Source organism: Limnohabitans sp., from assembly GCF_044373035.1.
Lineage (GTDB): Bacteria > Pseudomonadota > Gammaproteobacteria > Burkholderiales > Burkholderiaceae_C > Limnohabitans_A.
This window is the reverse complement of record NZ_JBILQU010000052.1, coordinates 1-19091: the sequence shown is the minus strand read 5'-3', so window position 1 is coordinate 19091 and position 19091 is coordinate 1. Positions and strand designations below refer to the sequence as shown.

Sequence of the window (19091 nt, the reverse complement as noted above, 5' to 3'; positions counted from 1 at the left end):
ATCAACGGCAATCCGGTGCCCACCGAAGTGCTGCCCGACTTTTTTGATGAATCCACCATGCGCTATTCCAAGCAGCGCCGTGAAACCCTTGGGGCCAAACCACACCAAACGCTGCAAGACGATGACCGTCCGGCTTTTGTGCCCGGGGCTGATCAGTTTGCGGGTCGCGAAAACTGCAACTACACCGTCGAAGGCGTGTCTTGCAAGGTGCCTGCTGGCCACTATTTCATGATGGGCGACAACCGCGACAACTCACTGGACTCGCGCTACTTTGGTTTTGTGCCCGACGCCAACATCGTGGGCAAAGCCTTTTTTGTGTGGATGAACTTCGGCAACCTCAAGCGCATCGGCGCTTTTGACTGAGGTGGGTGTGGCAACTTCCCCCGCATTGTCCGAATTGCAAATACGGCTGGGCTACGCCTTTCGCCAACAGGGCTTGTTGCAGCAGGCGGTCACGCACCGCAGCTTCAGCTCAGACCACAATGAGCGCCTGGAGTTTTTGGGTGACTCGGTGCTGAACCTGTCGGTGGCGAACCTGCTGTATGTACAACTGGCCAGCTTGCCTGAGGGGGATTTGTCGCGGGTGCGGGCCAACCTGGTCAAGCAAGACACCTTGCACCAACTGGCCAAAACCCTGGATTTGCCTGCCGTGATGCGCTTGGGCGAGGGCGAGATGCGCTCAGGCGGTCAAAACCGCCCGTCCATCCTGGCCGATGCCTTGGAAGCCATCATTGGGGCGGTCTATCTGGACGGCGGCTACAAGGATGCTCAAGACTTGGTCGAGCGATTGTTTGCCCAAGTGGACATCAAACCCGACATGCAGGCGGTGGGCAAAGACCCCAAGACCGAGCTGCAAGAGTGGCTGCAAGGGCGCAAGCTCGCGTTGCCCAAGTACACCGTGGTCGGTACCTCCGGGGCGGCGCATCGACAGCAATTTGAGGTCTCTTGTGAAGTGACCGAATTGCGCCAAACCCAGCAAGGCTCGGGCGCGTCGCGTCGCGCTGCCGAACAAGCAGCGGCAGCCGCCATGCTGCAGACCCTGAAATCTGAAAGCGCCGCATGAGCACCGATAAAAAAACGCCTGAAACTGAACGCACGCCGCATGAGCAAACCATGCGCCGCCCCGTTCAAATTGCGGGTGTGACCATTCAGCCACGCGACGCGTCGGAAGACGCTGCCTTGCCGCCGGTTGCTGCCACCCCAGCGCCTGTGCCGGTGGAAGGCCAGCGCTGCGGCCTGGTGGCCATTGTGGGCAAGCCCAACGTGGGCAAGTCCACCTTGCTCAACGCCTTGGTGGGGCAAAAGATCAGCATCACTTCGCGCAAAGCCCAAACCACGCGCCACCGCATCACCGGTATCCGCACCCAAGGCGCGGCGCAATACGTCTTTGTGGACACGCCCGGTTTCCAGACCATCCACGGCACCGCGCTCAACAAGTCGCTCAACAAGACCGTGGTCGGTGCGGTGAGCGATGTGGATTTGGTCTTGTTCGTGGTCGAGGCGGGCAGCTTCACCACGGCGGACGCCAAAGTGCTGGCGCTGCTGAAACCCGGCATCCCGGTTTTGCTGGTGGCCAATAAATTGGACAACGTGCACCGCCGTGGCGACATTGCGCCTTGGCTGCAAAGCATGCAAGAGCGCCATGCCTTCACAGAGTTTGTGCCCATGTCGGCCAAGCATCCCAAGGACATCGTGCGCCTGCTCGACATTTGCGAAAAATACCTGCCCGAGCAGCCTTGGTGGCATGCGGAGGATGAACTCACCGACCGCAGCGAGAAATTTTTGGCCAGCGAAATGGTGCGCGAAAAACTGTTCCGCCTGACCGGTGACGAATTGCCTTACACCTCCACCGTGGTGATCGACAAGTTCGAAGAAGAAGCCGGTCGCACCGCCAAACGCATGCTGCGCATTGCCGCCACCATCGTGGTCGAGCGCGAAGGCCACAAAGCCATGGTTATCGGTGACAAGGGCGAAAAGCTCAAGCGCATCGGCACCGAAACCCGCGTCGAGTTGGAAAAGCTGCTGGACGCCAAGGTCTTCATCGAGCTGTGGGTCAAGGTGCGTTCGGGCTGGGCCGACGACGAAGCCCGCGTGCGCAGCTTCGGCTACGAGTAAATCCACCGCCCATGGCCTCCCAGCGGATTGCAGACGAGCCAGCCTATGTGCTGCACCGCTACGACTGGAGCGAAACCAGCCTGATCTTGGAGGTTTTCACCCGCCACCACGGCCGCACCGCCCTGGTGGCCAAAGGCGTCAAGCGGCCCACATCCAGTTTTCGTCCGGTGCTGCTGCCCTTGCAGCCCTTGTCGCTGGCCTTTGGGGGCGATGGCGACATCCGCACCCTCAAATCGGCCGAGTGGGTGGGCGGGCACGTCATGCCGACGGGCGAGGCGCTGCTGTCCGGCTATTACCTCAACGAACTGTTGATGCGCCTGACCGCGCGCGACGACCCGCACCCTCAGTTGTTCGAGGTGTATGCCGCTGCCGTGCGTTTGCTGGCCAGTGGCGACCCCAATGCGCTGCAGTGGGCCTTGCGTGGCTTTGAGTTGCTGCTGCTGCGCGAAATGGGCCTGTTGCCCGCCCTGAACCTGCAGACCCTGACCCTCAAGCCTTTGTCGCCCACCGACAGTTACGCCTTGGTGCCTGAGGCCGGGCTGCAGTGGGTGAGCGATGACCCGCGCAACACCTTGCGCGGTGAACAATGGCTGGCGCTGCACGCGGCGCTGGATACGCCCAATCCCTTGGCCGCCTTGCTGCGCGAGTGTGCCGACCTGCTGGTGCAGTTGCAGCGCCCCTTGCGCCTCATGCTCAACTACCATTGCGGTGTGGGCGCTTTGCGCACTCGTCAAATGATGCTGGACTTGCAAACTTTATGAACACAATCCCAAGCGTGGCCCTGTCGGTCAATGTCAACAAGGTCGCCTTGCTGCGCAACTCGCGCCACCTGGGCATTCCCAGCGTCAGGCGCGCTGCCGAGCTGTGTCTGCAAGCGGGTGCGAACGGCATCACCATTCACCCGCGACCCGATGAGCGCCACATCCGCGCGAGCGACGTGCCCGAGCTGACCACCTTGATGAAGGCCTGGCCCGACCGCGAGTTCAACATCGAAGGCAACCCCTTCCACAACCTGATGGACCATGTGCTTGCCGTGCGCCCGCACCAAGTCACCTTTGTGCCCGACAGCGAAGGCCAGTTCACCAGCGACCACGGCTGGACTTTTCCGCAAGACGCCGAGCGCCTCAAACCCCTGATCGGCGAATGCAAGGCACTGGGTGTGCGCGTCAGCCTGTTCATGGACCCGATCCCTGAGCAAATGGCCCATGCCCGCGCCGTGGGCGCTGACCGGGTGGAGCTCTACACCGAGCCCTATGCCGCCGCCTTTGGAACGCCTGAGCAAGACCAGCAACTGCAGCGTTACGCCGATGCGGCAGTGGCTGCCCAGCAAGCGGGCCTGGGCCTGAATGCGGGCCACGACCTCAACCGTGACAACCTGCCAGCCTTTGTGGTGGCGGTGAAGGGACTGCAAGAAGTCTCAATCGGCCACGCCTTCATGGCCGATGCGCTGGAGATGGGTTACGCCGCCACGGTGCAAGCGTATTTGGCTTGCCTGAAAAAATGATCTACGGCATCGGCACCGATATTTGCGACATCCGCCGCATCAAAGCCAGCCTGGAGCGGCATGGCGAGCGTTTTGCCGCCAAGGTGCTGAGCGATGCCGAAATGGTCACCTGGAAGGCCCGCAGTGCCCGCTGGCCCGAGCGCGGCGTGCGCTACCTGGCCACCCGCTTTTCGGCCAAAGAGGCTTTCAGCAAAGCCATTGGCCTGGGTTTGCGCATGCCCATGACCTGGCGGCTGTGCGAGGTGGGCAAACTGCCCAGCGGCCAGCCGGTCATCGTGCTGCACGGGGTGCTGAAAGAATGGTTTCAAGCCAAAGGGCTGAAAGCCCACATCACCGTCACCGACGAGTCCGAGTACGCCGCGAGTTTTTGCGTGGTCGAGACCCAAGACCCACCGCGCCCTTGATTTGCCGCGCTGGCGCCCCACATTGGATGGACTACCCATGACACTGCATGCCCCCCTGATCATCGACATTGCCGGCACCACATTGACCGATGTGGACCGCCTCCGCTTGGCGCACCCGCTGGTGGGCGGCATGATTTTTTTTGGCCGCAATTGGCAAAGCCGTGCGCAGCTCACCGACTTGTGTGCCGGCATCAAAAGCATCCGTCCTGACCTCTTGATCGCGGTTGACCATGAAGGCGGTCGCGTGCAGCGCTTTCGCACCGACGGCTTCACCCACTTGCCGCCCATGCGCGCACTGGGCGAGCTATGGAGCCAGGACGAAAAAGGCCTGCCCGGTTCGGGCGTGCTCAAGGCCTGCGAAGCAGCCACCTCGGCGGGCTTTGTTTTGGGCAGCGAATTGCGCGCCTGTGGCGTCGACCTCAGCTTCACCCCGGTACTCGATTTGGACCATGGCGAAAGCGGCGTCATTAGCGACCGCGCCTTTGCCCGCGATCCGCGCGTGGTGAGCCTGCTCGCCCGCAGCCTGATGCAGGGCCTGCTGCAAGCGGGCATGGGCAACTGCGGCAAACATTTTCCCGGGCACGGCGCCGTCAAGGCCGACTCGCATGTGGCGCTGCCCGTGGACAAGCGCAGCCTCAAAGCCATCCTGGCCGACGACGCGCAGCCCTACCGCTGGCTCACCAGCATGCTCACGGCCGTGATGCCCGCGCACGTGATCTACAGCAAAGTGGACAGCCGCCCAGCAGGTTTTTCGCCGCGCTGGCTGCAAGACATCCTGCGTGCCCAGCTAGGTTTTCAGGGCGTGGTTTGCACCGACGACCTGTCGATGGCTGCCGCCCGCCAGATGGACGGGCGCACCCTCAGCTACACCGAAGCCGTGATCACCGCGCTGCAAGCCGGGTGCGACCTGGCGCTGCTGTGCAACCGTTCGGCTGTGAACGGCGGCGCAGACCTGGACGAAGTGCTTGACCAGTTGGCCGAAGCCCAACTCAAAGGCCACTGGACACCGAACGAAATCAGTGAAGAGCGGCGTTTGGACCTTTTGCCCCGATCGCCTGCCCGCCCCTGGGACGAGTTGGTGCGCTCTGCCGACTACATGCAGGCGCTCGACCGCCTGCCTTGACCTGAACAGGACACTTGAATGAGCTGGATCGCGCGCATCTTCATGGGCCTGCTCGGCCTGGGTTTTCTGGCTGCCTTGCTACTGGGTTTGCTCTGCTACATCGCTTATGCAATGGTTCGTTGGCTGTTGACGGGCCGCAAGCCTCAGGTGGTGATGGTCTGGCAGCAGTTCAGCACCATGCGCCAAAATTTTAGGCAAGGTGGTTTTCGTCCGGCACCTGGGCAAAGCTTTGAGGGCCCCAGAGGACCAGGCGCCCCGTTTGTCCGAGACGACCAAGTGGTCGACGTGGAGGTGCGCGAGGTTGTGGAGGATGCGCCGCGCTTGCCGACCGACCGACGTCCCTGAACGGGCTTGTCCCACAAAAAACCCGGCCAAGGCCGGGTTTTTTGTGGGTGCGATGTGCGCTTATTCCTGCACGTGCCGCAGCGCCGGGAACAAGATCACGTCGCGGATGCTGGCGCTGTCGGTCAGCAGCATCATCAGGCGGTCAATGCCGATGCCGCAGCCGCCAGCGGGGGGCATGCCGTATTCAAGGGCACGGACAAAGTCGTGGTCGTAGTACATGGCTTCGTCGTCGCCATCGTCTTTGGCGGCCACTTGTGCGTGAAAGCGTGCGGCCTGGTCTTCGGCGTCGTTCAGCTCGCTGAAGCCGTTGCCGAACTCGCGGCCGGTGATGTAGAGCTCAAAGCGCTCGGTCACTTCGGGGCGGGTGTCGTTGGCGCGGGCCAGTGGTGAGATTTCTGTGGGGTGTTCCATGATGAAGGTGGGCTCCCAGAGCTTGTCTTCCACGGTTTCCTCAAAATAAAACACCTGCAGGCTGGCCAGGCTGCGGGTGGACAGCTTGTTTTTCTCTTCGCTCATGCCCAGCTTGTTGAGGGCGTTGATCAGCCATTCGGCATTGTCCACCCGTGCGCCTGTGCCGGTTTCACATGCTTCGCCAGCTTCGGTGTATTTCACGATCGCTTCGCGGATCGTCATGCGGGCGAAAGGCTTGTTCAGGTCCACCGGCTTGCCGTTGTAGGTCAAATTCAAGGTGCCTGCAGCGGTCATGGCCGCGTCGCGGATCAGGCTTTCGGTAAAACCCATCAGGTCTTGGTAGTTCCAGTAGGCTGCATAAAACTCCATCATGGTGAATTCGGGGTTGTGGCGCACCGAGATGCCTTCGTTGCGGAAGTTGCGGTTGATCTCGAACACACGTTCAAAACCGCCCACCAACAAGCGCTTGAGGTAGAGCTCGGGCGCGATGCGCAAGAACATTTCTTGCTCCAGCGCGTTGTGGTGCGTGATGAACGGCTTGGCATTGGCACCGCCGGGGATGGGGTGCAGCATGGGCGTTTCGACTTCCAAAAAGCCGTGCTGGACCATGAACTCGCGGATGCCGCTGACGGCCTTGCTGCGGGCCACAAAGCGCTTGCGGGCGGCTTCGTCGGTCATCAGGTCCACGTAGCGCTGGCGGTACTTCACTTCTTGGTCGGCCACGCCGTGGAACTTGTCGGGCATGGGGCGCAGGCTCTTGGTGAGCATGCGGATGCTGGTGGCGTGGATGGACAGCTCGCCTGTGCGGGTCTTGAACAAATGACCCTCGACGCCCACGATGTCGCCCAGGTCCCAGTGCTTGAACAGGGCATACAGGTCTTCACCCAGGTCGTCGCGGGTCACATAGACCTGGATGCGGCCCGTGGCATCTTGCAACGTGGCAAAGCTGGCCTTGCCCATGACGCGCTTGAGCATCATGCGGCCCGCCACTTTGGCGGTGGTTTTGGCCACACCTTCGCCGTTCAAGGCTTCGGCGTCTTTGTCGCCGTGGGCTTGGTGCAGGTTGGCGGCGTGGTGCTCGGGCTTGAAGTCGTTGGGGAAGGCCACGCCTTTGCCTTCGGCCTGCGCCTGGCGCATGGCTTTGAGTTTTTCGCGGCGCTCGGCGATCAGTTGGTTGTCATCTTGAGGGGCTGGCGCGGCTGGGGCATTGGCGTTCGTGTCGGACATGTCGGGAGGGTGGTTGGACTCAGGGAGAGGGGGCGGGTTTGAGCCAGGATTGCGGGAAAAGAAGGAATACTGCGCCAAGGCGCAAAACCGGTTTATTTTAAGAGGTTACGGGGGTCTTTTGGCCGTGTTGGCCTGTTGGTGTCGCCCAAGGCTAAGGCGAGCGCGCAGAGGGGACCACCATGTCGCCGATCAACTCCAGCCGCAGCAAGGGCTCTTGCAGTGCAAACAGGCGGTATTTCATTTGCAAAGGCAAGGGCAGCAATTCACCCCAACGGTTGGACAGCCAGCTGCAGTCCTGCAGCCGCCAAGCCTCGGCCCAGTGGGGCACCTCGCTGGGTTGTGCGCTCAGCTGGGTCAACACTTCCTGCATTTGCGCAGACAGGTGCTGCAGGTCTTCGGGCACCTGAACGGTTGGCTCGGGCGGCAGGGCTTGCACTTGGCCCGTCCACAATCCATCGCTGCGCTGCTGCGTGGCTTCAATGCGAAACTTTCCCATACCCCTGCACCAGACCTTCACCAAGCCGGGCTGGGGCCGCTCGATGCGTTCGATCTGCACCCGGGTGCCCATGGTTTCAAACTGTTCGGCAGATTCACCTGGCCGGTGCACTTCGCGGCCCTGGGACAAGGTGACCACCCCAAAGCCGTTGCCTTGGCGCTCGCATTCGCCAATCATCTGCAGGTAGCGCAGCTCAAACAACTGCAGCGGCAGCAAAGCGCCGGGAAACAGCACGGTGCCCAAAGGGAACAGGGGCAATGGCGACACGTCTTCTGGGGATGGGGCGTCATGTTCAGACATCTGGGTATCATCGCACGAAGAGGAGGATGGCGATGTTGTTTCAAATGGTCAGTTTGGTGTTGGAAGTGTTGGCGGGCCTGATCGCGGGCACCTGTTTGCTGAGGTTTTTGATGCAATGGCAGCGCATTTCTTTTCACCAACCGTTGGGCCAGTTTGTGTTTGCAGTGACCGACTGGCTGTTGCTGCCGCTGAGGCGGGTGATCCCGCCATGGTCGGCCTGGGATTTGTCGAGTCTGGTGGGCGCTTTCCTTATCAAAATGGTGCAGTACACGCTGTTGTGGCTGTTGGCAGGCGGGCAGTGGGCTTTGGGTTTGCTGCCATGGGTGAGCCTGGTGGGCATGGCCCAGCTGGTGGTGTCCGCCCTGAGCGCGCTGGTGCTGGTGTTGGCCGTGATGTCCTGGGTGAACCCTGGCTCACCCATGTACAGCCTGGTGGCGCGTTTGAGTCAGCCCTTTTTGCGACCGTTCCAGCGGGTAGTGCCCCTGATCGGTGGTGTGGATTTGTCCCCCATTGCCTTGCTGCTGGTGTTGCAATTGATGGGCATGGTGTTGGCATCGCTGCAAATGAACGGCTTGCCATGAGTCGTTGAAGGCTTTGCCACAAAAACAAAGGCCCTCCAAGGAGGGCCTTTGTTTTTGTGGCGTGGGCCAGCTTAGCTGACCGCGTCTGCTGACTGGCGCTGGAGCATGGCCAGGGTGCTGGCGATGGTTTTGCGCAGTTCTCGGCGGTCGCAGATGAAATCCACCGCACCCTTGGTTTGCAGGAACTCGGCGCGCTGAAAGCCTTCGGGCAAGGTCACGCGCACGGTGCTTTCAATGACGCGGGGACCGGCAAAGCCGATCAGGGCTTTGGGCTCGGCAATGACCACGTCGCCCAAAAAGGCAAAACCGGCCGACACGCCACCCATGGTGGGGTCGGTCAGCACGCTGATGTAGGGTAGGCCTTTCTTGGCCAGGCGGGTCAAGGCGGCGTTGGTCTTGGCCATTTGCATGAGCGACAGCAAGCCTTCTTGCATGCGGGCACCGCCCGTGGCCGTAAAGCACACGAAAGGGACTTTTTGAGCGATGGCGGTTTCCACGCCGCGCACAAAACGCTCACCCACCACCGAGCCCATGGATCCCCCCATGAAGTCGAATTCGAAGCAGGCAGCTACCAGGTTGATGCTGTGCACCGCGCCGCCCATGACCACCAAGGCATCGGTCTCGCCGGTGTTGTCCATGGCTTCTTTCAGGCGCTCGGGGTATTTGCGGCTGTCTTTGAACTTAAGCGGGTCAACGGGCAGGACTTCCTGACCGATTTCGTAGCGGCCTTCACCGTCCAGAAAGGCGTTCAGGCGGGCGCGGGCACCGATGCGCAGGTGGTGCGAGCAGCCGGGGCAAACGTTCTGGTTTTCTTCCAGGTCGGTTTTGTACAGCACCGTTTCGCAGCTGGGGCACTTGACCCACAGACCTTCAGGAATTGTGCGTCGCTCAGCCGGGTCGGTGTGCTGGATTTTGGGGGGGAGCAGTTTTTCGAGCCAAGACATCAGGGAGTCTCCTTGTGCTGCCAATTATCGTTGAAACGGACGGGTTGGCCTTGACCCGTGAGGGGCATCGGGTTCGCAGACCGGGCTCCGTCGCTCAGGCGTCGAGCGCCTGACGGATGCCTTGTAAAAATTCACCGGCCACGGCGTTGATGCGGTCTGCCGGGGCGGCATCGATGAGTTGAATCAGGCGTGAGCCGATCACCACCGCATCGGCCACCTTGCTGATCGCCTTGGCGGTTTGGGCGTCGCGGATGCCGAAACCCACACCCACCGGCACGCTGACGTGCTGGCGGATGCGAGGCAGCATGGCTTCGACCGCATCGGTGTCGAGCGTGCCCGAGCCGGTCACGCCCTTGAGCGACACGTAATACACGTAGCCGCTGGCCACTTTGGCCACTTGCTGCATGCGCTCGTCGGTGCTGGTGGGGGCCAGCAAGAAGATCAGGTCCATGCTGTGGGCACGCAGTTTGGCGGCAAATTCCACGCATTCTTCGGGCGGGTAGTCCACGATCAGCACGCCGTCCACCCCGGCAGCCGAGGCATCGCGGATGAAGCTGTCGAGGCCGTGCTTTTGGTCGTAGCGCTCCACCGGGTTGGCGTAGCCCATCAGCACCACGGGGGTGTGGCTGTTGGTTTGGCGGAACTCGCGCACCATGGCCAGCACCTGCACGGTGCCAATGCCCAGAGCCAGCGCTTTGTCGCCCGCCTTTTGGATCACGGGGCCATCAGCTGACGGGTCCGAGAAAGGCACCCCCAACTCGATGATGTCGGACCCGGCTTTGGCCATGGCGTGCATCAGCGGCACGGTGGTGCCCGCTTGCGGAAAACCGGCCGTGACATAAGGAATCAGGGCTTTGCGGCCTTGGGTTTTCAGGGCGGAGAGGGTGGCGTCGATGCGGCTCATGTTTCAGCCCTCACTTCACAAAGTTCACAGGCTGCTCGGCACCTTTCACCGATTGGCCTTGGCAGCTGGGGCGGCAGAAAAAGTCGCCGTTCGACAAATCGGCCACGGTGCCGATGTCTTTGTCACCACGGCCCGACATGTTGATCAGGATCGACTGGTCAGGGCGCATGGTTTTGGCCAGCTTCATGGCATAGGCCACGGCGTGGCTGGATTCGAGGGCGGGGATGATGCCCTCGGTGCGACACAAATAGTGGAAGGCTTCGAGCGCCTCTTTGTCGGTGATGCCCACGTATTCGGCTCGGCCGATGTCTTTGAGGAAGGCGTGCTCGGGGCCGACGCCGGGGTAGTCCAGGCCCGCGCTCACGCTGTGCGTCTCGGTGATCTGGCCGTTGTCGTCTTGCAAGATGTAGGTGCGGTTGCCGTGCAACACGCCGGGGCTGCCCATCTGCAGCGAGCACGAATGCTTGCTCGAATCCATGCCTTCGCCGGCAGCTTCCACGCCGATCAGGCGGGTGTTTTCGTGCGCAATGTAGGGGTAGAAGATGCCCATGGCGTTGCTGCCACCGCCCACGCAGGCAATCACCGCGTCGGGCTGCTGTTCGGCCATTTGCAGGCTCTTGAACATCGCGGGCATTTGCGTGAGGCACTCTTGCCCAATCACGCTTTGGAAATCGCGCACCATCATGGGGTAGGGGTGGGGGCCTGCCACGGTGCCGATGATGTAAAAGGTGTTGTCCACATTGGCCACCCAGTCGCGCATGGCTTCGTTCAGGGCGTCTTTCAGGGTTTTGCTGCCCGACTCGACGGGCACCACGGTCGCACCCAGCAGCTTCATGCGGTAAACGTTGGGGCTTTGGCGCTTGACGTCTTCGCTGCCCATGTACACCACGCACTCCAGCCCGTAGCGGGCGCAGATGGTGGCGGTGGCCACGCCGTGCTGGCCTGCACCGGTCTCGGCAATGATGCGCGGCTTGCCCATGCGCTTGGCGAGCATGGCCTGGCCGATGGTGTTGTTGATCTTGTGCGCGCCGGTGTGGTTGAGGTCTTCGCGTTTGAGGAATATTTGTGCGCCGCCCATTTCACGGCTCATGCGGGCGGCGTGATAAACCGGTGAGGGGCGGCCCACAAAGTGCGCCAGCTCGGATTTGAATTCGGCAATGAAGGCCGGGTCGTGCTGGTATTGGGCGTAGGCGGCCTTCAGCTCATTGATGGCGTGGGTCAGGGTTTCGCTGACAAAGCTGCCGCCATAGATGCCGAAATGGCCTTTGGCATCGGGTTGTTGGTAGTCGTACATGGCAATTGGGGCCGGGGTTCAACCCGGAAAAAATTCAAAGGACGTCAGCATCGGCCGCTCGCACGGCGGCCACGAATTGCTGGATTTTTTGGGCATCTTTCAGGCCCTTGGCGGCCTCGATGCCGGAGCTCACGTCAACGGCCAGAGACAGGCCGTGTGAGCGCAGCGCCCGCATGCCGTCGCCCACGTTTGCAGGTGTGAGTCCACCAGACAAAACGAGGTGAGCATTGACGCTTGTTGGCAGGAGTGACCAATTGAATGTTCTTCCGCCGCCGCCGTATCCGTCGACATGGGCGTCGAGCAAGAGGGCGTGGGCTTGCTGGTGAATGAAAGCAAATTCTAACAAGTCGAAGTCGGCCACCTCGGACAGGGGGATTCTGGCCGCTTTGAGGTGCGGGCGGCCCGTCAGGCGACTCATGGTTTCGCAAAATTCCGGTGTTTCATCGCCGTGAAACTGTAACCAAGCGCCCGGCACAGCCTTGCACGCTGCCTGGATGCGTTCGGCCGTGTCGTTGACGAACAGCAAAACGGGCAGCGCAAAGGCGGGCAACAGCCGGGCCAGTTCGGCAGCCCGTTCGATGCTCACGCTGCGCGGGCTGGGGGGGTACAGCACAAAACCAATGGCATCGGCCCCTGCGGCGCAGGCCGCCAGCACGTCGGCTTCGCGTGTGAAGCCGCACATCTTGATGCGGGTGCGTTGTTGCGGGTTCATGGCAACCAATCAAAAGCAGGGGTGGCGTCGGGCAGGCCCCATTCTGCGCTGTAAATCGGCCCGGCAAAGTACAGGCCGGCGGGCGAAAACGTCGGGGCTGCGGCATCGCGGCTTTGGGCATGCAGCACCTCGCGCATCCAGTCTGGCGACTGTAGGCCCTGGCCGATGGTGACCAGGCAGCCCATGATGTTGCGGATCATGTGGTGCAAGAAGGCGTTGCCCTCAAATTCAAAGCGCCAATAAGCGCCATGCCGGCTGATCTGGATGTGGCGCAGCGTTTTGACGGGGGACAGCGCCTGGCAGCTGCTGGCCCTGAAGGAAGAGAAGTCGTGTTCGCCCAGCAGGTGCTGGCTGGCCTGGCGCATGGGCGCTTCGGCCAGCGGGCGGTACACCCAGCCCACCCGACCCGCCTCCAGGCTGGGGCGCACAGCCGAGTCGAGCAGCACGTAGATGTAGCGCCTGCCGATGGCGCTGCCCCGGCAATGGAAGCTGCCTGGCACCACTTGCGCCCATTGCACCGAAATGTCGCAGGGCAAATAACGGTTGGTGCCGCGCACCCAGGAATGGGCGTCGCGTTCGATCTCGGTGTCAAAGTGGACCACCTGCATCAGTCCATGCACGCCTGCATCGGTGCGGCCGGCACACAAGGTGCTGACCCGCGGTACATCGGCAAATTTGGCCAAGGCTTTTTCAAGCTTGTCTTGGATGGTCAAGCCCGTGCTTTGGCTTTGCCAGCCTTGGTAAGCCGTGCCGGAGTAACAAATGCCAAGGGCGAGTCTCACAGGCTTTGGCCCGGAGTGTGGCTCGCCTGAGGGCCAGGCACGGTGTCGGGTGCTGGCGTCAGGTTCAGATCCAGATCGGCAAATTGAGGCGGCAAGCCAGAAGGAAATGGCGATGCCGGTGGAAGTGGCGAGGGCGCTGGAGCCACAAGGCTGTCCGTACCCAACAAATCGACGGGTTCTGCAGGGCGGCGTCTGACCACCCACACCCAGCCAGCCATGCCGGCCAGCAACGCCATGACCCAGGTCCAGATGCTGGTATTGCGGCTGATGGCGTCCAGCAAGGGGGCTGAATGGGCCTCAGCCGCAGCAACGGTAAGGCTTGGTTTCAGGGCTGAGAGCTCGGAAGGGCTTGTTTTTTCGCGGTCGGGTTTGGCCGACAAGGACTTTAAAGTTTCCAGATTCTTTTTCAGCGCCGCAAGTTGATCGGTTTTGTCCTGAATTTCGCGCTCCAAGGCCAGGCGTGCATCTGCACTCTCGGCGGTGACTTCCCCTTTGCTCAGGGTCAATTTGTCCTGCTCGGTTTGGACGGTGACCGTGGGGGGGGCCTCGGCGGTGACTTTGCCGGTCATTTCGCGGCTGGCCGTGTCTGTCGCCTTCAGGGGGGACTGCGCCAGACGCTGGGTATAGGCGACAAAGTTTGCATGGTGTGCAATCACTGTTTGCCGCGCTTCTTCGGTCGAAATTTGCGTAGCCGATTGCGCACTGGGCAGATGAACTTGAGCGCCTTCCCGCAGCAGGTTCACATTGCCTTCAATGAAAGCTTCGGGGTTGGCGCGCAGCATGGCCAGCAACATTTGGTTGAGCGACACACCCGCAGGCATTTTTCGGAAAACCAGTTGGGAGGCGGTGTCGCCTGCACGCACGGTGATGGCGTCTGCGGGGTTGCGTGCATCGCTGTCAAGTGAATGCGATGAAATGACCGCCGAGGCTTGTGGGAAGACCACGGGTGCCATCACCAAAGCAGTATCAACTTGGGGTTTTCCTATTCTGGGGTTCAATGCCCCGACGGGTGAGACCGGCAGCGTTGAGTTCATGGCCATGTGGCCTAAAGCCCATGGCGTGAGCTTGCGAAGGTCTTCGTCTTTGTACGGCGTGATCTCAATGGCGGCCCGAAGCGGGTCGCCCAAACCTGACGCCACCGAAAACTGGCCGGGCGTCCATGCTTTGACCGGCAAGCTGGCGCAGGCCAGCAGCGATGCGACAACCCAAGCGCTTGGCAGCGCTGAGGTTTTCTCCGGGAAGTGGGATGGGCGCAGCATGTCTTCAGTGGCGGCTTGGGTCACCGAATGGTCATGCATAAATGAATGCTGCGCTCAAGCATCAAGCGTCCAACAAGATGCGCAGCATGCGGCGCAGCGGCTCGGCTGCGCCCCACAGCAGCTGGTCACCGATGGTGAACGCGCCGACGTACTCAGGGCCCATGGCCAGCTTGCGCACGCGGCCCACCGGAATGGTCATGGTGCCGGTCACCGCCACGGGGGTCAGGTCTTGGAGGGTGGCTTCGCGGGTGTTGGGCACCAGTTTGACCCATTCGTTGTCGGTGGCGATCATGGCTTCGATGTCGGCCACGGGCACGTCTTTTTTGAGCTTGAAAGTCAAAGCCTGGCTGTGGCAGCGCATGGCGCCCACGCGCACGCAAAAACCGTCCACCGGGATGGCCGCAGAGCCAAATGCCTCACCCAGCCCCAAGATTTTGTTGGTTTCGGCCATGCCTTTCCACTCTTCTTTGGACGTGCCCCAACCGGGTTCATCCCGGTTTTTGCCAATGCCCAGGTCCTTGTCGATCCAGGGGATCAAGGAGCCGCCCAGAGGCACGCCAAAGTTGGCGGTCTCAGTCGCAGTCAGGGCGCGCTGCTTGGCCACCACCAAGCGGTCAATTTCCAGAATCGCGCTCTTGGGGTCGTCCAGCAAGGCTTTGACTTCGGCGTTCAGGGTGCCGTATTGGGTCAGCAACTCGCGCATGTGCTGCGCGCCGCCGCCGGAAGCCGCCTGGTAAGTTTGGGTGCTCATCCACTCGACCAAGCCGGCTTTGAACAAGGCGCCCACGCCCATCAGCATGCACGACACGGTGCAGTTGCCACCCACCCAGTTGTTGCCACCGTGGGCCAGGGCGTTCTTGATCACGGGCATGTTGACCGGGTCGAGGATGATCACGGCGTCTTTTTCCATGCGCAGGGTCGATGCGGCGTCGATCCAGTGGCCTTTCCAGCCGGCAGCGCGCAGTTTGGGGAAGACCTCGGAGGTGTAATCACCGCCTTGGGCGGTGATGATGATCTCGCAACGCTGGAGCTGTTCGATGTTGAAGGCATCTTGCAGCATGGTTTCGTTCTTGGCCATCGCGGGGGCTTTGCCGCCGGCATTGGATGTGGAGAAGAACAGGGGCTCGATCAGGTCAAAGTCTTTTTCCTGAATCATGCGGTCCATCAACACCGAGCCGACCATGCCGCGCCAGCCGACAAAACCTACTAACTTGCTCATTTCAACGCCCTTTCAGTTTTTAAAACAGTGTTTGACTTGACTGTTTGCCCGGCTCGTCTGGCCGGGGGGCGCACGACGAACCAGACTGGATCAGTCCTTCTTGGTCGTGGTTTTGGTGGGGGTTGCACGCGCGCCAACTGCTGCCGTGGTGGCACAAGCGAAGTTCGGGTTGAATAGGCGGGCGTGGAACATGGCCGAAATTGTAATGGATGCTGCCTGCGGTATTTCTGACAGCGACCGTGTTGGTTTTAAGCCAGCGCCTTGACCACCGCATCACCCATTTGCGCAGTGCCCACTTTGGTGGTGCCTTCGCTCCAGATGTCGCCGGTGCGCAGGCCTTGGGCCAACACTTTCTGCACCGCCGATTCGATGCGCTCGGCGGCTTCGCCTTGGTTCAAGCTGAAGCGCAGCATCATGGCGGCTGACAAGATGGTGGCCAACGGGTTGGCCACGCCTTTGCCCGCGATGTCGGGGGCGCTGCCGTGGCTGGGCTCGTACAGACCTTGACTCTTGGTGTTCAGGCTGGCCGAGGGCAGCATGCCGATGGAGCCCGTCAGCATGGACGCTTCGTCGGACAAGATGTCGCCGAACATGTTGCCGGTGACCACCACGTCAAAGCGCTTGGGTTCTTTAACCAGTTGCATGGCGGCGTTGTCCACGTACATGTGGTCGAGCGCGATGTCGGGGTACGCTTTGCCGACTTCGGTGACCACGTCTTTCCAGAACTGGAAGGTTTCCAGCACGTTGGCTTTGTCCACGCTGGTCACGCGGCCCTCTTTGCCAGCGGCTTTGCGCTTGCGAGCGGCCTGAAAAGCCACGTGCGCGATGCGCTCGATCTCGGGCTTGGCGTAGCGCATGGTGTCAAAGGCTTCTTCGGCGCCGGGGAAATGGCCATCGGTGGCGATGCGGCGGCCGCGTGGCTGGCCGAAGTAAATATCGCCCGTCAGCTCGCGGATGATCAGGATGTCCAGACCGGAGATCAACTCGGGCTTGAGGCTGGACGCGCCCACCAGTTGCTGGTAGCAAATGGCCGGGCGGAAGTTGGCGAACAGGCCCATGTTTTTGCGCAGGCCCAAAATGGCTTGTTCGGGGCGCAGCGGGCGGTCGAGCGTGTCGTATTTCCAGTCGCCCACCGCGCCAAACAGCACGGCGTCAGACGCCATGGCCAGCTTGAGCGTGGCTTTGGGCAGGGGGTGGCCATGCGCGTCATAAGCCGCGCCGCCGACCAGGGCGGTTTCCATCTCGAACTTCAGGTCGAGGACGTTCAAAACTTTGACGGCTTCGGCGACGATTTCGGTGCCGATGCCATCACCGGGGAGGACTGCGATTTTCATGAAAGTTCCAGAGTTCTTTAGGCGTTGATGGCGGTGTGTGCCAACCAAGGCTTGCTGGCCAGGCGCTCGGCTTCAAAGGCCTTGATCTTGTCGGCATGGCGTAAGGTCAGGCCGATGTCGTCCAGGCCGCCCAGCAAGCAGTACTTGCGGAAGGCCTGCACTTCAAACAAAATTTCTTCCCCTTGGGGGCGTACGACCACTTGGCGCTCCAGATCGATGGTCAGTTGGTAGCCAGGGAAGGCCAAGACTTCGTCAAACAACTGAGCCACCACGGCTTCGGGCAGCACGATGGGCAGCAAGCCGTTTTTGAAGCAGTTGTTGAAGAAGATGTCGGCAAAGCTCGGCGCGATCACGCAGCGAAAGCCATATTGGTCAATGGCCCAGGGCGCGTGTTCGCGGCTGGAGCCGCAGCCGAAGTTTTTGCGGGCCAGCAAGACGCTCGCGCCTTGGTAGCGCGGTTGGTTCAGCACAAAGTCCGGGTTGGGCTTGCGGCTGGCCGGGTCTTGGCCGGGCTCACCCGGGTCCAAGTAGCGCCAGGCGTCGAACAGGTTGGGGCCAAAGCCGGTCTTGCGGATCGACTTGAGGAACTGCTTGGGGATGATGGCGTCGGTGTCCACGTTGGCGCGGTCCATTGGGGCCACCAAGCCTTTGAGGAGGGTGAATTTTTGCATGCTCTGTTTCCTCGAATGCTTCAGGCGAATTTTCGGATGTCGACGAAGTGACCATGCAGGGCAGCAGCCGCCGCCATGGCGGGGCTGACCAGGTGGGTGCGGCCACCCGCACCCTGACGGCCTTCGAAGTTGCGGTTGCTGGTGGAGGCGCAACGCTCGCCGGGCTCCAGGCGGTCGGCATTCATGGCCAAGCACATCGAGCAGCCGGGCTCGCGCCACTCAAAGCCAGCGGCCTTGAAAATTTCGTGCAGGCCTTCTTGTTCGGCTTGGGCTTTGACCAGGCCCGAACCGGGCACGACCATGGCCAACTTGACGTTCTTGGCCACTTTTTGGCCGAGCTTTTTAACGATGGCAGCGGCTTCTCGGATGTCTTCGATGCGGCTGTTGGTGCACGAGCCAATGAAGACCTTGTCGATGGTGATGTCGGCCAGCGCCTTGCCAGGCTGCAAGCCCATGTAGGTCAGCGCGCGCTCAATGGCGTCGCGCTTGACGTCGTCTTTTTCCTTGTCCGGGTCGGGCGTGTGACCGTCGATGCCCAGCACCATCTCGGGTGAGGTGCCCCAGGTGACTTGCGGCACGATGGCGCCGGCGTCCAGCTCCACCACGGCATCAAAGTGGGCACCGGGGTCGGACTGCAGGGTCTTCCAGTAGGCCACGGCGTGGTCCCACTCCACGCCCGTGGGCGAGAGCAAGCGGCCTTTGACGTACTCGATGGTTTTCTCATCCACCGCTACCAGGCCTGCACGCGCGCCGCCTTCGATGGCCATGTTGCAGACCGTCATGCGGCCTTCCATGGAAAGGCTGCGGATGGCCGAGCCTGCGAATTCGATGGTGTAGCCGGTGCCACCCGCAGTGCCGATCTTGCCGATGATGGCCAGCACGATGTCTTTGCCGGTGACGCCTTTGGCCAGCTTGCCCTCGACCTTGATCAGCATGTTCTTGGCTTTTTTGGCCAGCAGGGTCTGCGTGGCCATGACGTGCTCGACCTCGGAGGTGCCGATGCCGTGGGCCAGTGCGCCAAACGCGCCGTGGGTGGAGGTGTGGCTGTCGCCGCAGACCACGGTCATGCCGGGCAGGGTGGCACCGTTTTCAGGGCCAATGACGTGCACGATGCCCTGGCGTTTGGACAGGAAGGGGAAGAATGCGGCCGAGCCGCATGCCTTGATGTTGGCGTCCAGCGTGGTGATTTGTTCTTTGCTGATCGGGTCGGTGATGCCGTCGTAGCCCAACTCCCAGCCGGTGGTGGGGGTGTTGTGGTCGGCAGTCGCCACGATGGAGCTGACGCGCCAGACTTTGCGACCGGCTTGGCGCAGGCCTTCAAAGGCTTGGGGGCTGGTGACTTCGTGCACCAGGTGGCGGTCGATGTAGAGGACAGAGGTGCCGTCTTCTTCGGTGTGGACGACGTGTTCGTCCCAGATTTTGTCGTAGAGGGTGCGTGCCATGGAGCTTCCTTGCTGTGCAACCGC

At 61.6% G+C, this 19091-nt stretch carries 21 protein-coding genes; 9 read left to right on the top strand and 12 right to left on the bottom strand.

The window, feature by feature from the left end; translation table 11 throughout:
- The 8 genes from lepB to ACIQ47_RS09405 form a co-directional block, all read left to right on the top strand.
- Positions 1-363 (top strand): signal peptidase I (lepB, locus tag ACIQ47_RS09440; RefSeq protein WP_396437891.1); only part of this gene is annotated, 363 nt, incomplete at its 5' end.
- A 7-nt stretch (positions 364-370) separates the two neighbouring features.
- On the top strand, positions 371-1063 hold the full coding sequence (gene rnc, locus ACIQ47_RS09435; protein ID WP_396437890.1) for a ribonuclease III: 693 nt from the start codon (positions 371-373) through the stop codon (positions 1061-1063).
- Entirely contained in the window at positions 1060-2115 is a 1056-nt protein-coding gene (gene era / locus ACIQ47_RS09430) for a GTPase Era (protein WP_396437889.1), read from the top strand. Before rnc ends, era begins: the two co-directional genes overlap by 4 nt.
- Positions 2116-2126: 11 nt before the next feature.
- The gene (recO, locus tag ACIQ47_RS09425) at positions 2127-2876 is read left to right on the top strand and encodes a DNA repair protein RecO (protein WP_396437888.1); all 750 of its coding nucleotides are present in this window, start codon (positions 2127-2129) and stop codon (positions 2874-2876) included.
- Complete coding sequence (locus tag ACIQ47_RS09420; protein ID WP_396437887.1) at positions 2873-3619, top strand: pyridoxine 5'-phosphate synthase; 747 nt, start codon at positions 2873-2875, stop codon at positions 3617-3619. The genes recO and ACIQ47_RS09420 overlap by 4 nt, the downstream gene beginning before the upstream one ends.
- On the top strand, positions 3616-4023 hold the full coding sequence (gene acpS, locus ACIQ47_RS09415) for a holo-ACP synthase (protein WP_396437892.1): 408 nt from the start codon (positions 3616-3618) through the stop codon (positions 4021-4023). Before ACIQ47_RS09420 ends, acpS begins: the two co-directional genes overlap by 4 nt.
- Positions 4024-4060: 37 nt before the next feature.
- Entirely contained in the window at positions 4061-5146 is a 1086-nt protein-coding gene (nagZ, locus tag ACIQ47_RS09410) for a beta-N-acetylhexosaminidase (RefSeq protein ID WP_396437886.1), read from the top strand.
- Between the two features lie 18 nt (positions 5147-5164).
- Positions 5165-5491, top strand: coding sequence for a hypothetical protein (locus ACIQ47_RS09405; protein WP_396437885.1), 327 nt, complete (start codon positions 5165-5167; stop codon positions 5489-5491).
- A 60-nt stretch (positions 5492-5551) separates the two neighbouring features.
- Here the strand turns inward: ACIQ47_RS09405 and lysS are convergent, their stop codons facing one another.
- Complete coding sequence (gene lysS / locus ACIQ47_RS09400; RefSeq protein ID WP_396437884.1) at positions 5552-7129, bottom strand: lysine--tRNA ligase; 1578 nt, start codon at positions 7127-7129, stop codon at positions 5552-5554.
- Between the two features lie 151 nt (positions 7130-7280).
- The gene (locus tag ACIQ47_RS09395; RefSeq protein WP_396437883.1) at positions 7281-7925 is read right to left on the bottom strand and encodes an LON peptidase substrate-binding domain-containing protein; all 645 of its coding nucleotides are present in this window, start codon (positions 7923-7925) and stop codon (positions 7281-7283) included.
- Positions 7926-7957: 32 nt separating this feature from the next.
- On the opposite strand from ACIQ47_RS09395, the gene ACIQ47_RS09390 reads away from it, so the two are divergent.
- On the top strand, positions 7958-8506 hold the full coding sequence (locus tag ACIQ47_RS09390; RefSeq protein ID WP_396437882.1) for a YggT family protein: 549 nt from the start codon (positions 7958-7960) through the stop codon (positions 8504-8506).
- 71 nt (positions 8507-8577) lie between these two features.
- Here the strand turns inward: ACIQ47_RS09390 and accD are convergent, their stop codons facing one another.
- From accD to leuC, 10 genes are all read right to left on the bottom strand, one after another.
- Positions 8578-9450, bottom strand: a complete 873-nt coding sequence (accD, locus tag ACIQ47_RS09385) for an acetyl-CoA carboxylase, carboxyltransferase subunit beta (RefSeq protein WP_396437881.1) — start codon at positions 9448-9450, stop codon at positions 8578-8580.
- Between the two features lie 94 nt (positions 9451-9544).
- Complete coding sequence (gene trpA, locus ACIQ47_RS09380; protein ID WP_396437880.1) at positions 9545-10354, bottom strand: tryptophan synthase subunit alpha; 810 nt, start codon at positions 10352-10354, stop codon at positions 9545-9547.
- A 10-nt stretch (positions 10355-10364) separates the two neighbouring features.
- Positions 10365-11648 carry a tryptophan synthase subunit beta gene (gene trpB, locus ACIQ47_RS09375; RefSeq protein ID WP_396437879.1) on the bottom strand — a complete coding sequence of 428 codons (1284 nt, stop codon included), beginning with the start codon at positions 11646-11648 and terminating at the stop codon, positions 10365-10367.
- Positions 11649-11682: 34 nt separating this feature from the next.
- A complete protein-coding gene (locus ACIQ47_RS09370) occupies positions 11683-12360 on the bottom strand; it encodes a phosphoribosylanthranilate isomerase (RefSeq protein WP_396437878.1) in 678 nt (225 codons plus the stop codon).
- Entirely contained in the window at positions 12357-13142 is a 786-nt protein-coding gene (gene truA, locus ACIQ47_RS09365) for a tRNA pseudouridine(38-40) synthase TruA (RefSeq protein WP_396437877.1), read from the bottom strand. The genes ACIQ47_RS09370 and truA overlap by 4 nt, the downstream gene beginning before the upstream one ends.
- Positions 13139-14440: a FimV family protein gene (locus tag ACIQ47_RS09360; RefSeq protein ID WP_396437876.1), complete on the bottom strand. Its 1302-nt coding sequence runs from the start codon at positions 14438-14440 to the stop codon at positions 13139-13141. The genes truA and ACIQ47_RS09360 overlap by 4 nt, the downstream gene beginning before the upstream one ends.
- 22 nt (positions 14441-14462) lie before the next feature.
- Positions 14463-15620, bottom strand: a complete 1158-nt coding sequence (gene asd, locus ACIQ47_RS09355) for an aspartate-semialdehyde dehydrogenase (RefSeq protein WP_396437875.1) — start codon at positions 15618-15620, stop codon at positions 14463-14465.
- Between the two features lie 248 nt (positions 15621-15868).
- Positions 15869-16954, bottom strand: coding sequence for a 3-isopropylmalate dehydrogenase (gene leuB, locus ACIQ47_RS09350; RefSeq protein WP_396437874.1), 1086 nt, complete (start codon positions 16952-16954; stop codon positions 15869-15871).
- A gap of 17 nt (positions 16955-16971) precedes the next feature.
- The gene (leuD, locus tag ACIQ47_RS09345; RefSeq protein ID WP_396437873.1) at positions 16972-17625 is read right to left on the bottom strand and encodes a 3-isopropylmalate dehydratase small subunit; all 654 of its coding nucleotides are present in this window, start codon (positions 17623-17625) and stop codon (positions 16972-16974) included.
- Between the two features lie 20 nt (positions 17626-17645).
- Complete coding sequence (gene leuC, locus ACIQ47_RS09340; protein WP_396437872.1) at positions 17646-19067, bottom strand: 3-isopropylmalate dehydratase large subunit; 1422 nt, start codon at positions 19065-19067, stop codon at positions 17646-17648.
- Positions 19068-19091: the final 24 nt, after the last annotated feature.

What these genes read in the sequence shown, in the direction of transcription:
- ACIQ47_RS09405 (WP_396437885.1), top strand. Translation starts at nt 5,165, where the DNA reads ATGAGCTGGATCGCGCGCATCTTCATGGGCCTGCTCGGCCTGGGTTTT.
- ACIQ47_RS09395 (WP_396437883.1), bottom strand. Translation starts at nt 7,925, where the DNA reads ATGTCTGAACATGACGCCCCATCCCCAGAAGACGTGTCGCCATTGCCC.
- ACIQ47_RS09390 (WP_396437882.1), top strand. Translation starts at nt 7,958, where the DNA reads ATGTTGTTTCAAATGGTCAGTTTGGTGTTGGAAGTGTTGGCGGGCCTG.
- leuD (WP_396437873.1), bottom strand. Translation starts at nt 17,625, where the DNA reads ATGCAAAAATTCACCCTCCTCAAAGGCTTGGTGGCCCCAATGGACCGC.
- recO (WP_396437888.1), top strand. Translation starts at nt 2,127, where the DNA reads ATGGCCTCCCAGCGGATTGCAGACGAGCCAGCCTATGTGCTGCACCGC.
- trpA (WP_396437880.1), bottom strand. Translation starts at nt 10,354, where the DNA reads ATGAGCCGCATCGACGCCACCCTCTCCGCCCTGAAAACCCAAGGCCGC.
- leuC (WP_396437872.1), bottom strand. Translation starts at nt 19,067, where the DNA reads ATGGCACGCACCCTCTACGACAAAATCTGGGACGAACACGTCGTCCAC.
- nagZ (WP_396437886.1), top strand. Translation starts at nt 4,061, where the DNA reads ATGACACTGCATGCCCCCCTGATCATCGACATTGCCGGCACCACATTG.
- era (WP_396437889.1), top strand. Translation starts at nt 1,060, where the DNA reads ATGAGCACCGATAAAAAAACGCCTGAAACTGAACGCACGCCGCATGAG.
- accD (WP_396437881.1), bottom strand. Translation starts at nt 9,450, where the DNA reads ATGTCTTGGCTCGAAAAACTGCTCCCCCCCAAAATCCAGCACACCGAC.
- asd (WP_396437875.1), bottom strand. Translation starts at nt 15,620, where the DNA reads ATGAGCAAGTTAGTAGGTTTTGTCGGCTGGCGCGGCATGGTCGGCTCG.
- trpB (WP_396437879.1), bottom strand. Translation starts at nt 11,648, where the DNA reads ATGTACGACTACCAACAACCCGATGCCAAAGGCCATTTCGGCATCTAT.
- ACIQ47_RS09370 (WP_396437878.1), bottom strand. Translation starts at nt 12,360, where the DNA reads ATGAACCCGCAACAACGCACCCGCATCAAGATGTGCGGCTTCACACGC.
- leuB (WP_396437874.1), bottom strand. Translation starts at nt 16,954, where the DNA reads ATGAAAATCGCAGTCCTCCCCGGTGATGGCATCGGCACCGAAATCGTC.
- ACIQ47_RS09420 (WP_396437887.1), top strand. Translation starts at nt 2,873, where the DNA reads ATGAACACAATCCCAAGCGTGGCCCTGTCGGTCAATGTCAACAAGGTC.
- ACIQ47_RS09360 (WP_396437876.1), bottom strand. Translation starts at nt 14,440, where the DNA reads ATGCATGACCATTCGGTGACCCAAGCCGCCACTGAAGACATGCTGCGC.
- lysS (WP_396437884.1), bottom strand. Translation starts at nt 7,129, where the DNA reads ATGTCCGACACGAACGCCAATGCCCCAGCCGCGCCAGCCCCTCAAGAT.
- acpS (WP_396437892.1), top strand. Translation starts at nt 3,616, where the DNA reads ATGATCTACGGCATCGGCACCGATATTTGCGACATCCGCCGCATCAAA.